Raw genomic sequence first — 15147 nt, 5'->3', positions numbered from 1 at the left:
TTACATGTACAGTAATAGTCAGTCAATGTAATTGTCTGTCAATTGGAGGTTACTCTATGATCGCATCCGAGCTTGCCGGCTTCGCCTCGGAGCTGACGATCGAAGACGTCCCACGCCCTGTCCGCGATAGAGCAGTGCTGCACCTGGCGGATTGTCTTGGCATCGCAGTCGCCTCTACAACAATGGACTTCGGTGAATCGGTGCACCGCGCCGGAATACGTCTCGGCCGCGGTGAGGACAGCCGAGTGCTCGGCTGGGGAACACCGCTCCCGGCAGCATCGGCCGCACTGGTCAATGGGACGCTGATCCACGGCCTCGACTTCGACGACACGCACATCGAAGCCATCCATCACGCCAGTGCTCCCGCGCTCGCCTCGGCGTTGTCCGTGGCAGAGGCCGAGGATGCCGGCGGCACGGACCTGCTCTTGGCCTACATCATCGGCATCGAGGTCGGAACACGCCTGGCCATTGCAGGGCAGGGCGAGTTCCACGATCGAGGATTTCATCCGACCGGCATTCTGGGCACCTTTGGCGCAGTGTGCGCAACCGGCAGCGTCCGTGGGTCGTCGCCCGAGACAATTGTCCGCGCCATGGGTCTTGCCGGCAGCCAGGCTGCCGGGATCCTCGAACTGCATCACTCGTGGCTCAAGCGTCTGCACCCAGGATGGGCTGCTCACAGCGGCATCGTTGCGAGCACGCTGGCCGAGGAGGGTTTCATCGGCCCCGCTTCGGTGTTCGAGGGCGACAACGGGCTCTTCATGAGTCACCTCGGCCGGGTACCTGATCGCACCGCACTTCACCTGGACGATCTCGGTAGCCACTGGATGTCTGCGGAACTGGCGCTCAAGCCTTATCCCTGTTGCCATTTCACCCATGCCTTCATAGATGCCGCCCTCGAACTGCGCGAACAACTGCTCGACTCCGGACGCAGTCTCGACGACATCGCGTCGATCTCCGCACCCACCAGCGAACGGCTCATACCGGCGGTGGCAGCCCCGGTTGATCGCCGCATCGCGCCGGAGACCATCTATGACGCTCTGTTCAGTATCCAGTTCGCCGTCGCGCTGGCTCTTCAGCAAGGCCGGGTCGACCTCGCATCCTTCTACGACCAACCGCTCGACGATCCGGCAGTGCGCCGGATCGCGGCCCTCGTCACCTGCCCTGTCGATGAACAGAGCGACTACCCGGCGCACTTCCCGGGTGAGGTCGTCATCACCTTCAACGATGGATCCGTGCTGCAGAAGCGTCACGCATCGAGTCGTGGCACCCACGAGCAGCCACTCACCGAGTCAGAGGTCGTCGCCAAGTTCCGCAGCAACGTGACCCGTCGCTGGGACGAGGCAACGGCCGAGGAGGTGTCCAAGACCGTGTTGGAGGTCGAAAACCTCAGCGTCTCGCAGTTGGTCGACGCCTTCTCGGAGACGGCCGGACGGCGTGGTGCCCAGTGAGCGAGAAAACAATCCGGCGCGAGCGCGGATTGCTGTACGAAGACTTTCACGTGGGTCAGACCTTCGACCACCATTGGGGTCGAACACTTTCGGGCTCTGAGAGCAAGACGTACAGCACGATGACGATGAACTTCTGCCCGATCTATTTCAACGACCATTACGCCGCTGCCCAGGGTTATGACGGAGCGGTGATCAATCCGATGCTCGTATTCACCACTATTCTCGGGCTGTCCGTCGAGGACCTGTCAGAGGCCGGAGGGCCCTTTCTTGGCATCGATGATCTGGTGTTCGATCGCCCCGTCTACGACGGAGAGACCGTCTACGCCCGGTCCGAGACCTTGAGCTGCCGTGTTTCCTCGTCCAAGCCCGGCTGGGGAATCGTGACCTGGCGAACTGCCGGCTTCAACCAAGACCAGCAACAAGTGCTGAGCTTCCAACGCACCAATCTCGCGCGAATGAAGGAAAAGACGACGTGACCTACTTGACAGAAGACCACCTGGCCATTCAGGAAAGCACCCGCGAATTCGCGAGACGCGAGATCGAGCCGATCGCCCAAACGCTCGACCTGGAAGACAAACAGATTCCCGACGAGGTTCTCGCCAAGATGGGGGCACTTGGTCTGTTCGGAGTGACACTTCCCGAGGAACATGGCGGTCTCGGCCTGGACACAGCTGCGCTGTGTGTCGTGACCGAAGAGCTCGCAAAGGCAAGCCTTTCGGTGGGGAGCGTCATCCACCGCAACTCCACCCTCGGGCACATCCTCCATCTGTACGGCACCGATGAGCAGCGCACCAAGTATCTCGCAGGGATGGCGTCCGGTGACATCATGACGTCCAGCTCGGGCACCGAACCCGAGGCAGGTTCCGACGCAGCCAACATCAAGACCACGGCCAAGCGCACCTCGAATGGCTACGTGCTCAACGGCAACAAGCAGTGGACAACGTTTGCCAATCGCGCGGACCTGCTGTTCGTATACGCCCGCACGAGCAATGAGCACAAGCACGGCGGTATCAGCCTGTTCATGGTCGAGAAGCCTGCCGGCAAGTTCCTTCCGCCGAACCTGACCGGTACGCACATCCCGACGGCGGGTTACCACGGCATGAAGTCCTACTCTCTGGCGCTCGACGACCTCGAGGTGCCCGAGAGCGCTCTGGTCGGAGGTGTTGAAGGACAAGGCTTCCGGCAGCTCATGAGCGGTTATGAAACCGCGCGCATCACTTTCGCGTCACGGTGTATCGGTCTGGCCCAGGCTGCGTACGAAGAAGCATTGGCCTACACGCAACAACGCGTTCAGTTCGGTAAGACGATCTCGAACTTCCAAGCCGTTCGCTTTCGTCTCGCCGACATGTACACGCAGATCCAGGCGGCACGGTCAATGACGTTCGCTGCCGCAGAAGCTTTTGACACAGGAAAACGGGCCGACCTGGAAGCTGGAGCGGTCAAGCTGTTCGCGGCGGAGATGGCGCACAAGGTCGCCTGGGACGCGCTCTATCTTCATGGCGGTAACGGGTACGCCATCGACTCGAAGGTGAACCGCTACTGGCGTGATGCCGGCCTACTGCCGATCGGCGAAGGCACCAGCGATATCCAGCGCGAGATCATTGCCCGCCGGATTCTGGGTGAACGATGAGCGCGGCACCTCCCAAGGCATGGGATCTGTCTTTCGTCACCGGCAGTGAGAACTTCTTCGAGGATTTCACTGTCGGTACGGTGTTCGACCACGCCCGCGGTCGAACCATCGACAATGTCGACAATCTATGGATCACCCATACGACGCTCAACACTGCCGAAGCACATTTCAATCTTCCCTATGCCCACGGACTCATGGACGGTCGGTTCGAAGAGCGCTTGGTCATGGGCGCGGTCACGATCGCGGTGGTCATCGGACTCACCTCCGAGGATCTGTCCGAGAACGCTGTCGCCGATGTCGGGCTGACAGGGGTTCGTCTGCACAATCCCGTGTTCGAGGGCGACACCCTCCGCGCCAGGAGCGAAATTCTCGAGCTGTCACCGGACGGGAACCGCGAAAACGCCGGCCTGCTCACGTATCGATTTCACGGCCGCAAGGGAGACGACGTCCCGGTCGTCGAAGGCATCCGCACCGTCTCGATCAAGCGACGTCCCGTGCGCACCACCGAAGGAAAACACTGATGAACTCTGCATTGCACGGAATCAAAGTCGTCGACCTGACGCAGGGCGTCTCGGGGCCGATGAGTACACGGCTGCTCTCTCAGATGGGCGCACGGGTGATCAAAGTCGAGCGCCCTCAAGGCGGTGACCTCATCCGCCACTGGGACGACTACGTCAACGGCATGTGCTCGGGCCACGTCTGGGTCAACCCGGGTAAGGAGAGCATCGCTCTGAACCTCCGCTCGGAAGAAGGCGTGGACATTCTTCTGCGGCTACTAGCCGACGCGGACGTCGTGATCGAGAACTTCGTGCCGGGTACCTTGGCCGGCTGGGGCCTCGACGACGACCGGCTCCGTTCCGTCAAAGACGACCTGATCATCTGCCACATCAGCGGATTCGGACAAACGGGCCCCTCAGCGGACCGCGCGGCACTCGATCTGATCATTCAAGCCGAATCGGGCTTGATCAGCACGAACGGCACCGAAGCGGAACCCGCCAAGCTCAGCGTCTCCGTCGCCGACATCTCCGGTTCCATGTACGCGACGATCTCGATTCTGGAATGCCTATATCACCGCGAACGCACCGGTGAGGGCCAGACAATCGACCTCGCTCTCTTCGACGCCGTCATGACCTGGACCGGCTACTTCCCCTATATGGCCTGGTATCAGGGCAGAAATCCGGGCCGTGTGGGCCTGAACCACCACACGATGTTCCCGTATGGGGTGTATCAGGCGGGCGACGACAAGGGTGTCGTCATCGCTGCAGGTGCAGGCAGTCACGACCAATGGCGCCGTTTCTGCGAAGCGATGAGTCTGCCCGAACTGATCGATCACCCGGATTACTCCAGTAACGGACTCCGGCTGCAGAATAAAGACGAGCTGCAAAAGATTGTGGTCGATGCCATGGCTGCGCAGCCGCAGAGCTATTGGCTGGAGCGTTTCCACGAGTTCGGGATACCTTCCGGTGCCTACAACGAGTTCGACGAAGCACTGGAGCACCCCCGCCTGAAGCATCGCAAGCTGGTCAAGGAAATCGACAGCGCGGTCGGCCCTGTCAAGGTTTTCGATTTCGCCCCGAGTTTCTCGTCGCTCGACAGCGTGAACGAGCTCGGGCCACCGCTGCTCGGCGAGCACACGGACTCGATTTTGGCTGAGATCGGCCTCGATCCCGAAGCCATCGAAAAGCTGCGCGCGGGGGAGATCGTCGTCTGATGCTCACGCCTCCAGCGCGGCTGCGTCGAAGTGTGCTCACCACTCCGGCTTCGAATGATCGGATGCTCGCGAAGGCCGCGTCGTCGGCGGCCGACTATGTAATCCTCGATCTGGAGGATTCGGTTGCTGTCGGTGAGAAGTCTTCGGCGCGCGTCGCTGCCTGTGCCGCGATCGGTGACCTCGACTGGGGCCGCAAAGTAATTGGCGTACGCGTCAATTCGGTCGGTACTCCCTGGGTCCTGGACGACCTGCTGACGGTTGCTCGTGCCGCGGGAGCAAAGCTCGACGTTGTGGTCATCCCGAAGGTCAGGAGCGCCGCCGACGTTCAGTTCGTTTCGGCAGTACTCGATCATGTCGAGCTCGAATCGCAACACTCGATCGGTCTCGAGGTACTGATCGAAGAAGCGGCCGCAGTGGTCAACATCTCGCATATTTCGAATGCGTCACCTCGGCTGGAAACGGTGACGTTCGGCCCGGGTGACTACGCGGCCTCGCTGAGGGCCATTCTGCCCGGCCCCGGGGCGGCAGATGCCGAGAAGGCCCACGCGACATTCGCGCGGCAGTCGATCGTGGTTGCTGCGCGGGCTGCCGGCGCGATCCCGATCGATGGGCCTTATGCCGACTTCAGGGATCTGGGTGGCTTCGCCGAGGAGGCTCGGCTTTCTCGTGCGTCGGGTTTCGCCGGTAAGTGGGTGATCCATCCGTCACAGATCGAGGCCGCCAACGCCGCCTTCACTCCCACGCGAGGCGAAGCAGACCGCGCCAGGCTGATCTGTGAGACCTACGAGGAAGCCATACGTGCAGGATCGGGCGCCGTTGCGGTCGAGGGAAAGATGATCGATGCGGCTGACGTGCGGATCGCTGCAGAAGTTGTCGCGCTGAGTGATCTCCTTTCTGCGTCGTAAGCGGCGGACCTGCTTCGCGGACGGTGTGTCGTGTATCCGCCGAGGCTGAACGGGTCCTGACTGACGTTGGGATCGCGACGGCGCCTGGGAGGCGCCGTTGTCGCACGGCTTTCGTCTGCTGACCGCACGTTCCACGTCTGCATCCTGGGTCGAGGTGCAGATGTGGCGCGGTTGGTAAGTTTAAATGTCTGACTATTGTCATATCGGACCGATCACTGTTACCGTAGTCACAGATCATCAAGAAGGTTTCTTGCTTGCGCTGAGTGCGATGCGCCCGGGCGTCAGAATCCGATCAGAAGAGGTGCCTCAGTGAGGTGTTCGTGGCCCCGGGCTCGGCAGTCGCACCGACTGCAAGAGGGCGCATGCAGTGTCGTCGATCCTGCCCTGTGCCAGTACCCCCGCGGCCCGTTGACCCTGAAGGATCCGTCTCGAGCAGGTGATGTGAGACGGGCAGGCCTCCCTCGCGTCGCCGACTGCGCCCCATGGTCCCACCGCAACGGCATTGCGGATGCATTACCCGAGATCGCAAGAGCTGCCTGTTCTGTGGTGGCTCCCCAACGTCAAAGTGCGAAATAGCGAAAGGAAGCAATGAATACATTCGAAGCTGGGACACGTGCCGAAACACCCGAGAACCTGCTCGACGTTCTGGTGGTTGGAGCCGGATTCGGAGGGATAAACGCGCTGCACGTTTACCGTTCCGCCGGGTTCTCCGTCAAGTTGCTGGAGGCCGGTTCCGGCGTCGGCGGGACGTGGTACTGGAACCGCTATCCCGGCGCACGTGTCGACATCGAGAGCCTGGAGTACTCCTATGGCTTCTCCGACGAGATCCAGCAGGAATGGAAATGGTCCCGGCGCTATGCGGCGCAGGAAGAAGTCGAACAGTACCTCAACTGGGTGACGGACAAGCTCGAACTGCGCGACGATATGATCTTCGATTCGTACGTCGCTCGAGCCCAGTTCGACCAGGAGAAGGCGATTTGGGAAGTTGAAACCGAAAGCGGAGACGTTTATTACGCAAAGAACTGCGTGATGGCGACCGGCTTCTTGTCGGCTCCCAACTGGCCCGACGTGCCTGGATTCGACAAGTTCAAGGGCGAGCTGCTGCACACCGGTCAGTGGAAAACCGACGTATCGGTCGAGGGCAAGAAGGTCGGGGTGATCGGTTCGGCCGCGACCGCCGTACAGCTGGTTCCCAAACTTGCCGAGCAGGTCGAGCACTTGAACGTCTTCCAGCGCACCGCCAACTGGGCCTTCCCGATCATCGACATGACGATGCCCGAGGACTACGAGCGGTTCGTCAAAGAGAACTACGCGAAGATTCGGCAAGAAGAGCACGAGCAGCCCGGTTACGGTGTGGTCCTGGTGGACTTCAAGTTGCGCAACGCACCCACGAAGTCGGTCCTCGAGGTCACAGCGGAGGAGCGCGAACACGAGTTCTCTGAGCGCTGGCGGACGGGCGGCCTCAACGTTGCCGCCAGTTACACCGATTTGGCGGTCACGAAGGAAGCCAACGACCTGCTCCGTGACTTCTGCGAACGTCAGATCCGGAACGTGGTCAGGGACCCTGAGGTCGCCGAGCTGCTGATTCCGAAGAATCACGGGCCGCTGCTCCGACGGCCTTGTGGCGAAGACGGCTACTACGAAGCCTTCAATCGCGACAACGTGTCGTTGATCGACGTCAGGTCAGATCCCATCGCCGAGATCACAGAGCGTGGTATCAAACTCGCCAGCGGCGTCGAACACGAGCTCGACGTCATCGTTGCTGCGACCGGGTTCGACGCTGGATCCGGTGGATTGCTTCGTATCGACATCAGGGGCCGGGACGGTTTGCGTCTGAAGAACGAATGGGCCGACGGCGTCGAGGCGCATCTCGGTATCACCACCCACGGGTTCCCCAACATGTTCTTCGTCAACGGTATGCAGAGCCCGAGTGCATTCTTCTCGCCGCCACTTCTGGCGAATGCCCAGAATCGGTTCATTGCAGACGTCATCAGGGCAGCCGAAGCGCGAGACGCACAGTGGATCGAGCCCACCAAAGAGGCTCAGGCAGCCTGGGCCAGAGCCTGCGATGAGGCGATTGCCGGCACCCTGTATCCCACAGCTGACAGCTGGTGGATGAGTGCGAACGTGAAAGGCAAGAAGCGGCAGGTTGTTTCTTATGCAGGTGGGTTCAGCGCCTACCATGAGGCTCTAGAGAATGCCCTGAAGGATCTGGACCCGTACGAGCTGGGTCCGGATCGCTCCGCGCAGGCGTCGTAGCGGTCGCTGTGCGACCCCGCGAATCCGCCGTCTGTATGTACCGAACGGAAAGGTCTGAACAATGACAGACTTCGAATTCATCGAGTATGAATTGATCGATGAAGGTTCTATTGCGCTGATCACCCTCAACCGTCCCAGGCAGAAGAATGCTCAAAACCGCGGACTGCTGGTGGAGTTGGGTGAAGCATTCACCGCAGCCGAAGAAGATGACGGCGTGCGTGTCGTCGTACTCCGAGGTGCCGGTGACACCTTTTCGTCGGGACATGATCTCGGATCGAAAGCTACTGTGGCCGAGCAGACTCCGGGCCCCACCATGCACCGGTCCTACCAGATCAACGGTGGGACCCGGGAAGGCTCGGAGCAGACATTCCTGCAAGAGTGGCACTACTTCTTCGAGAACATCAAGCGGTGGCGGGACCTGCGCAAGATCACGATTGCGTCGGTACAGGGTCCGGTCTACGCGGGCGGGCTCATGCTCGCGTGGGCGTGTGACCTGATCATCGCCGCCGATGACACGCAATTCGCCGACGTGGTCGGCACTCGGCTGGGCATGTGCGGCGTCGAGTACTTTGCGCATCCCTGGGAGTTCGGTCCTCGCAAGACCAAGGAATTGATGCTGACGGGTGATGCGATCGATGCCGACGAGGCATACCGCCTCGGAATGGTGACGAAGGTTTTCCCTCGAGATGTGTTGGAGCAATCGACAATTGACTTCGCCCGGCGAATCGTCGAGGTGCCCACGATGACTGCGATGCTGGTCAAGGAGTCGGTCAACCAAACTGTCGACAACATGGGTTTCAGCAACTCTCTTGCGGCGTCGTTCAGTCTGCACCAGTTCCAGCACGCGTATTGGGCGCAGATCAGTAGTCACGGGTGGGGAGTCGGGGACGAGGCGCACGGAATCAAGCCTTGGCAGGATGCACCGCCAATCGTGTTGGCAGAGAAAGACAGCGTACGCGCCAAGAGTTCACCGGCTCCGGCAGCAGGAAAGGATCACCCGTGATGACTTCTATCGACCTCGGCTATCAGGCAACGATTCCTGAGGCGTTGAAGCACTCTGTCGAACGGCACGGTGACACCGACTTCGTTGTGTCGTTGGATCGCCGCATGACGTACCGAGAGGTCGAAGAGGCATCGGCGAAGCTTGCCCGTCGCATGCTGGCGCGCGGCATCGGCAAGGGAACGCGTGTCGGTATTTTCGAGTCCTACACGCACGAGTTCATCGTCACGTGGCTTGCTGCAACTCGCATCGGCGCTCTGGTCGAGGGTTTCAGCACGATCTACTCGCCCGCCGAACTAGGGAGGGTGATCTTTCTCGGCGACATCGACGTCCTGATCACGAGCCGTACGGTGGTCGGCAAAGACGTGGAGGAATTCCTCGAACGTGCACTGCCAGGTTTGACAGACGCGTCGGAGCCAACCCTGCGTCTCACCGAAGCTCCGTATCTTCGCAGGGTGTGGATTCACGGCACGACGACCAGGCCATGGTCTGAGTCGTTCGATCTCTACGCGGACCCGGCGCCCGGCGACCCCGATCGGGAATTGCTTGAACTCGTCGAGCAACAGGTCAAACCCGGTGATGCAGCCGTGGTGGTCTATACGTCGGGATCCAGCGCTGACCCCAAGGGCGTCGTCCATTCACACGGGTCGGTCCTTCGGGACTGCGCGACAGTGCCCGCGATGATGGCAGCCGATGCTCATGGTCTGCCGGCCAAGGCAATCTGCGGGATGCCCTTCTTCTGGGTGGGAGGTGTGCTGACGATCGCCACCGCGCTGCTTTCGCCCCTGACATTGCTCATCATGCCGAAGTTCAACGCCGGCGAGGCGCTCGAGCTGCTCGAGCGTGAACGCGGGACGTCCGTGATCGGCTGGCCTACCGTCATGCAATCGATCCGCGCTCACCCCGGCTTCGCGACCCGCGATCTCTCTTCGGCGCCGGCCGTGACCAGTGGGCCGGCCGACGTCGCCACCGCAAACGTTCCCATTCCCGGACTCTCAGCGCATCGCTCGATGAGCGAGACCATGGGCACTTTCGCCGATGTGGAGCTCAAGGTGATCGACCCGGAGACCGGTCTGACGGTCGCCTCCGGCGAAGAGGGCGAACTCTGTGTGCGTGGTCCCGGTCTGATGCTCGGTTACTACGGTCGCGAGCGCTGGGAAATCCTGGACGCAGACGGTTGGTATCACTCGGCCGATCGCGTGGTCATGATCGAAGGCGATCCGCGCCCGTTCTACGTGGGCCGTTACTCCGAGTTGATCAAGGCCTCGGGCGCCAACGTGTCACCGCGCGAGGTCGAGGTGGCGATCGAGGCTCACGAATCCGTCTTGCACTGCCTTGTGTTCGGAACAGTGCACCCACAGCGCGGCGAAGAGGTGACTGCCGTTGTGGTGGCGGCGCCCGGTACCGAGCCGACGACCGAAACCCTTGCCGAGTACGCCGCAGGCAAGTTGTCGAAGTACAAGGTCCCCACGTCGTGGTTCCTCATGGACACCGACGAGATCCCTTGGCTGGGTTCGGGAAAGCCGGATAAGCGTCGGTTGCGTACTCTGATCGAGAGCCGGGTCGATGCCTGAGACGCCGGCACCACGGCCACAGATCGACTTCGGTTCGAAGGTCGGGGTTTTCTGGGCCAACGATCACTGGCCGACGCCCCAGGTACAAGCTGTTGCGCGGGAGATAGAAGATCTGGGCTTCGGTTCGTTCTTCTATCCCGAGAGTGGCGGCAAGGACTCCATCACGCTCGCGGCAGCGCTCCTGCCGGCGACTGAGCGCCTTGTTGTCGGTACCGGCATCATGAACATCTTTGCGCGCCATGCATCGATTGCCGAGGCCGGTGCCAGGACTCTCGCTGCTGTGTACCCAGGCCGGTTCATTCTCGGTTTGGGCGTCAGCCATGCTGTGGGACTCCAGCGCCGGTTCGGGTTGGAAGTGCCCAAACCACTTGCCGCGATGCGCGGTTACCTGGCGGAGATGGCGGATCTACCGGCGTTCGTCGAAAAGGAGGTCGGTCGTCCGCCGCGGATCCTGGCCGCGTTGGGGCCGAAGATGATTGCGTTGTCGGGGGAGGCCGCCGACGGTGCGATGCCATATCTGGTGACCCCTGAACAGACGCAGAACACACGCGAGATCCTCGGCGATGACAAGTGGGTCATCACCGAGCACGCTGTGGCCTTTGAGGGATCCGAAGCTGAGATCGATGCTGCCGCAGGTCTACACCTCGACAGCTACCTTCGCTTTCCCAACTATCGCAACTCATGGTTGCGCCAGGGCTTCACCGAAGACGACCTCGTCCCCGGAGGCTCCGGCAGGCTCAAGCGTGCGCTCATCGGACTCGGGACGCTCGATGCAGCAGTGGAAGCGGTCAACAGGCAGTTGCAGGCGGGCGCCGATCATGTTGTGGTCCAAGTGGCCGGCAATGGCCCCACGCACGATCCGAGGCCATCTCTGCGCGTACTGGCGCAGGCATTGGGTCTGCAACGGGCCTGATCGACATCGATCAGATCTGCTCCGAGTTACAAACGAACACAACGTGGTCCGGTCGCAAGTCATGCCGGCCCCAAACATGAGGACCCCGGGTATCGATGTGGTCGACCACATCGATACCCGGGGTCCTCGTTTGTGTGAGTGGTGCTTTCGCGCTATTTGATGGCGATCGGATTGATCGGCGACGCGACCGCGCCGGTGATCGGCAGTGGGGGAGCGGCAAGGAAGAACTCGAAGACCTTGTCCTCGGCGCAGTCCTCGGCGAGGTCGTCCAGATCCCACATCTCGCCGATGTACACGCCCGCGTTCACGAGCAGAATGATGTGCAGCGGGGACAGCAGGTCGGCGGTTTCGTACGGCAACGCCTCGAGTCCCCAGGTGTCGGATGCGACTCCCGCAACCCGCCGGGAACACAAGAAATCCGCTGCACTCACGCCCAGGCCCGGAGCCGAACCACCTGCGTAATCTCCCCACGACCCAGCGTCTCGGTGTTGAGCCATCTGGCCCGTCCGGACCAACACCCAGTCTCCTTCGCCGACGTCGACGCCCTGCGCCTGTGCGCATGCTTCGAGATCCTCGGCTTGGATGCAGTCGCCGGGTTCCAGGGTGGCGCGGTCGTAGAAGCGAGGAAGGTCGAGCAGTACGCCGCGGCCCACCGCGTGGCGGCGCAGCGCTGTGATGCTGTTGGCGCTCACACCTGAGACGACCCCGACGGTGTCTATTCCGCGTCCGTTGTAGCCCTCGCCGTTGTAGAACACGTGGGCCAGCGAGTCCCACTGGGTCGACGACTGCAACGGCATGTAGACGGCGTCGTCGTTGTAGCGAACCGGGCCGGGAAGAGAATCGTGGGCGGTCATCAGCATTTGATGTTGCGGATTGACGCGCGAGGAAGGTCCGTGCATGGGTCCTGTGACGTCCATGGGAAGCGACAGAGAGAATGTCTTCCCCGCGCGGACGAGTTGGGCAGCTGCCACAAGCCGCTCGGGTGTTATGTAGTTTGCGCTACCGAGCTCGTCGTCAGCCCCCCACTGTCCCCACGTGCGGTATTTTGTCGCCAACTGATCCACGATTTCGTGCGAGACAGATCGACGAGCAAGGGGGCTGAACGGCGCTGTTTCAGTCATGTGAACCTTCTCCAGAGTGTTTACCTCACACTATCGGAATAAAATCAGACAATGCAATAGACTCACATTTAACCGCGGCCAGCAGGCCGTTGATCCAAAGGATGCACGCATGAATGACCGTTCCCTGCCGCTACCCACAGCGACCCCGGTGAAGCGCGCGTACGAGCAGGTTGCTGCTCAGATCCGTCAGTGGATTGTGACCGGATTCCTCGGTGTCGGTGACAAATTGCCCGCCGAGGCGCAGCTGTGCGAACAGTTCGGCACCAGCCGTAGCACTGTGCGTGAAGCGCTGCGACTGCTGTCGTCCGAGAGGCTGATCGTCACCCAACCGGGTGCGCACGGCGGAAGCGTCGTCAGCAAGCCGTCGGCAGCCAATGTGTCGGACGGCCTGACGACGTCGTTGGCCACGCTTGTCGGAGCAAGCGACCTGTCAATTGCCGAGATGGTCCAGGTACGGCTCATCCTGGAGGTTCCGGCGGCCGGCATGGCCGCAGCCAAGTGCGGTGAGGGCACGGTCGGAAGATTGGCCGGATTGGTGCCTGACACGATGCCCGACATCGAGCATCTCTTTGATCTCGACTTCGCGTTCCACCAAGAGCTACTCGAGGCCACAGGCAATCGCCTGCTCCCCATCGTGGCTCTTCCCGTATTCGAGGTCAGTGCACGGCGGGTGCCGAGACACCGACTCGAGCAGTCGATGTGGGAACGGGTGGTGCGAGAGCACAGGGCCATCGTCGACGCCATCCGCACCAAGGATGTGGAAGCAGCGGAGACTGCCATGCGGCTGCACCTTTCCGGCCTTGCCGCATCGTACGAATCGGCCATTGCTTCAGACCAGGCCTCTGCTGTGTGAGCGCAGCAGAGGCGAGTGGCCGCTCAACCCCCGTAATACCACCGTTTGAAGGGCTCGCTCGGCACTTCACCCGAGATGCGGACATCCAGCACCTCGAACCGACCTAAGCCGGTGTTCTGCTCGAGGGCGGAGGCCAACGCGGCGTCTTCTTTCACGTGAATGCCTGTGCCGCCGAATGCTTCGCCGATGGCTGCGAAGTCAGGTGCGTCGAAGGTTGCAATGGTGTCGGTGAGCCCGGCCGGACGGAGCTTGTGCACCTCGGCTCCGAACGCCCCGTCATTCGCGACGATCAGGGTCATCGGTATCCGGTAGCGGGCCACGGTGTCGAGTTCCTGGATATGCATGAGTACGCTGCCGTCGCCGTCGATGACGACGAGCCGTCGTGAAGGGTCGCCATACCAGGCGCCGATCGCAACCGGAAGGGTTTGGCCGATCGACCCGAACTGGTAAGAGAACTGCCACCGCAAGTCGGGGCGTTTGTGAATGCCCATCACGGCGAACGCCCAGAAGTGGCCGCCGCCCAGGACTACCTGGGCGCCGATCGGCAACGATTTTCTCAGCGTTTCGGCGACCGCGGCAGGGTGGATGCCGTCCGAGCGTTCGTCAATGGTCGCTGCCGCCTCGGCGCTGAGAGTCTTCAGGTGCTCCTGCTCGTCGGAGCCACGGAAGTTCACACGAACGTCCGACCGGTTGCGTGCGGCGGCCAGCAACCGCGGGACTGTCTCGGCGACATCGCCCAGGACCACGTCGTGTCCGAGCATGGCGCTCTCTGGAGTTTGCTCGAGATCGAGGGCGATGGTCGTCGCCGACGGATAAAGAGTTGTCTTGTCGGTGGTGTAGCTGGCCAGACCCGCCGCACACCCCACCACGAGGTCGGCGCGTTGCAGGAGCTCACGCGCGCCGGTGTGGGCAAACCCGCCGGATACCCCGATCGACCACTCGTCGTCGTCAACCCGTCCCTTCGCCGGAAGCGAGGTCGCCAACAACGCGCCGTAGTGCTCTGCGAGCTCTCTCACCGCCCGGATGGTCTCCTCGTCACGGCAGCCGCGTCCGACGATGAAAACCGGATACTTCGCTGCCTCGAGAAGATCGACAACGCGCTCGACTTCAGAGTCGCGCGGTGCCGGTGTGGCTGCGCGTTGCGGTCGCGCCAGGGCTTGCAGCTCCGCCTCGACGGAGGGCGCGGCCTCCTCGAGCTGGAGATCCTCCGGGATCGACAGCAGAACCGGGCGCGACTCCAACGTTGCGCGCGCGAAGGCTTCGTGTACGGCGGGAACGATGTCCTGTACACGTTTGATCGGTACGAACCCGCTCTCACACGTATCGGCGAAAGCCTGCTGGTCGAAGGCCTGGAGGCGAGCCGAGTCGCGGCGGTAGGCGTCGCCGCTGATGAGAACCTGGGGCGAACGGTACCGCGCGGCCGCGAGCAGTGACGTCGCGACCTGCGACAGTCCGGGACCCGAGGTGACCGTGGAGACCCCCACTGCGCCAGAGGTCCGGGCGTACCCGTCCGCCATCGCGACGGCGGCCGCCTCATGTCGCGCGCTCACCAGTCGCTCATCGCCCTCGGCGGACAGGGCTGCGAATATCAACATGTTGGCGTTTCCCATGACGCCGAACACCGGCGCGTCCGAGAAGTGTTGGATGGCCAATGCAATCGCTTCGTAGCCCTTCAAGGGAGCACCTCTCGTCGCGCAGTGAATCGTCAAATTCTGGATAACTCGCTAATTGTC

General features: G+C 61.9%; 13 protein-coding genes. 11 read left to right on the top strand and 2 right to left on the bottom strand.

The features are described 5' to 3' along the window. Positions 1-56: 56 nt before the first annotated feature. The 10 genes from J3S28_RS09840 (at position 57) to J3S28_RS09795 (ending at position 11440) form a co-directional block, all read left to right on the top strand. Positions 57-1448 (top strand): MmgE/PrpD family protein, encoded by a 1392-nt coding sequence (locus J3S28_RS09840; RefSeq protein ID WP_207840074.1) that lies wholly within the window; start codon positions 57-59, stop codon positions 1446-1448. Next, on the top strand, positions 1445-1924 hold the full coding sequence (locus J3S28_RS09835) for a MaoC family dehydratase (protein ID WP_207840072.1): 480 nt from the start codon (positions 1445-1447) through the stop codon (positions 1922-1924). The genes J3S28_RS09840 and J3S28_RS09835 overlap by 4 nt, the downstream gene beginning before the upstream one ends. Beyond that, positions 1921-3078, top strand: a complete 1158-nt coding sequence (locus J3S28_RS09830; protein WP_207840070.1) for an acyl-CoA dehydrogenase family protein — start codon at positions 1921-1923, stop codon at positions 3076-3078. The genes J3S28_RS09835 and J3S28_RS09830 overlap by 4 nt, the downstream gene beginning before the upstream one ends. Further along, positions 3075-3599 carry a MaoC family dehydratase gene (locus J3S28_RS09825; RefSeq protein ID WP_207840068.1) on the top strand — a complete coding sequence of 175 codons (525 nt, stop codon included), beginning with the start codon at positions 3075-3077 and terminating at the stop codon, positions 3597-3599. Before J3S28_RS09830 ends, J3S28_RS09825 begins: the two co-directional genes overlap by 4 nt. Beyond that, positions 3599-4789, top strand: coding sequence for a CaiB/BaiF CoA transferase family protein (locus tag J3S28_RS09820; RefSeq protein ID WP_207840066.1), 1191 nt, complete (start codon positions 3599-3601; stop codon positions 4787-4789). Before J3S28_RS09825 ends, J3S28_RS09820 begins: the two co-directional genes overlap by 1 nt. Beyond that, a complete protein-coding gene (locus tag J3S28_RS09815; protein WP_207840064.1) occupies positions 4789-5694 on the top strand; it encodes an HpcH/HpaI aldolase/citrate lyase family protein in 906 nt (301 codons plus the stop codon). Before J3S28_RS09820 ends, J3S28_RS09815 begins: the two co-directional genes overlap by 1 nt. A gap of 588 nt (positions 5695-6282) precedes the next feature. Next, positions 6283-7953, top strand: a complete 1671-nt coding sequence (locus tag J3S28_RS09810; protein ID WP_207840062.1) for a flavin-containing monooxygenase — start codon at positions 6283-6285, stop codon at positions 7951-7953. A gap of 61 nt (positions 7954-8014) precedes the next feature. Then, positions 8015-8956: an enoyl-CoA hydratase gene (locus J3S28_RS09805; RefSeq protein ID WP_207840060.1), complete on the top strand. Its 942-nt coding sequence runs from the start codon at positions 8015-8017 to the stop codon at positions 8954-8956. After that, on the top strand, positions 8956-10527 hold the full coding sequence (locus J3S28_RS09800) for a class I adenylate-forming enzyme family protein (protein WP_207840058.1): 1572 nt from the start codon (positions 8956-8958) through the stop codon (positions 10525-10527). Before J3S28_RS09805 ends, J3S28_RS09800 begins: the two co-directional genes overlap by 1 nt. Next, a complete protein-coding gene (locus tag J3S28_RS09795) occupies positions 10520-11440 on the top strand; it encodes a TIGR03620 family F420-dependent LLM class oxidoreductase (protein ID WP_207840056.1) in 921 nt (306 codons plus the stop codon). The genes J3S28_RS09800 and J3S28_RS09795 overlap by 8 nt, the downstream gene beginning before the upstream one ends. A gap of 152 nt (positions 11441-11592) precedes the next feature. On the opposite strand, the gene J3S28_RS09790 is transcribed toward J3S28_RS09795, so the two are convergent. Continuing rightward, positions 11593-12357: a cyclase family protein gene (locus tag J3S28_RS09790; protein ID WP_272874171.1), complete on the bottom strand. Its 765-nt coding sequence runs from the start codon at positions 12355-12357 to the stop codon at positions 11593-11595. Between the two features lie 313 nt (positions 12358-12670). Between J3S28_RS09790 and J3S28_RS09785 the strand changes: the two genes are divergently transcribed. Beyond that, the gene (locus tag J3S28_RS09785; RefSeq protein ID WP_207840052.1) at positions 12671-13414 is read left to right on the top strand and encodes a FadR/GntR family transcriptional regulator; all 744 of its coding nucleotides are present in this window, start codon (positions 12671-12673) and stop codon (positions 13412-13414) included. Between the two features lie 23 nt (positions 13415-13437). Here the strand turns inward: J3S28_RS09785 and J3S28_RS09780 are convergent, their stop codons facing one another. Then, positions 13438-15090: a thiamine pyrophosphate-binding protein gene (locus tag J3S28_RS09780; RefSeq protein ID WP_207840050.1), complete on the bottom strand. Its 1653-nt coding sequence runs from the start codon at positions 15088-15090 to the stop codon at positions 13438-13440. Positions 15091-15147 lie beyond the last annotated feature (57 nt).

The sequence above is a fragment of the Williamsia soli genome (assembly GCF_017377795.1).
In the GTDB taxonomy this organism is placed as follows: Bacteria; Actinomycetota; Actinomycetes; order Mycobacteriales; family Mycobacteriaceae; genus Williamsia; species Williamsia soli.
The sequence above is the reverse complement of the archived record's forward strand: the minus strand, read 5'-3'. Positions and strand labels throughout refer to the sequence as shown.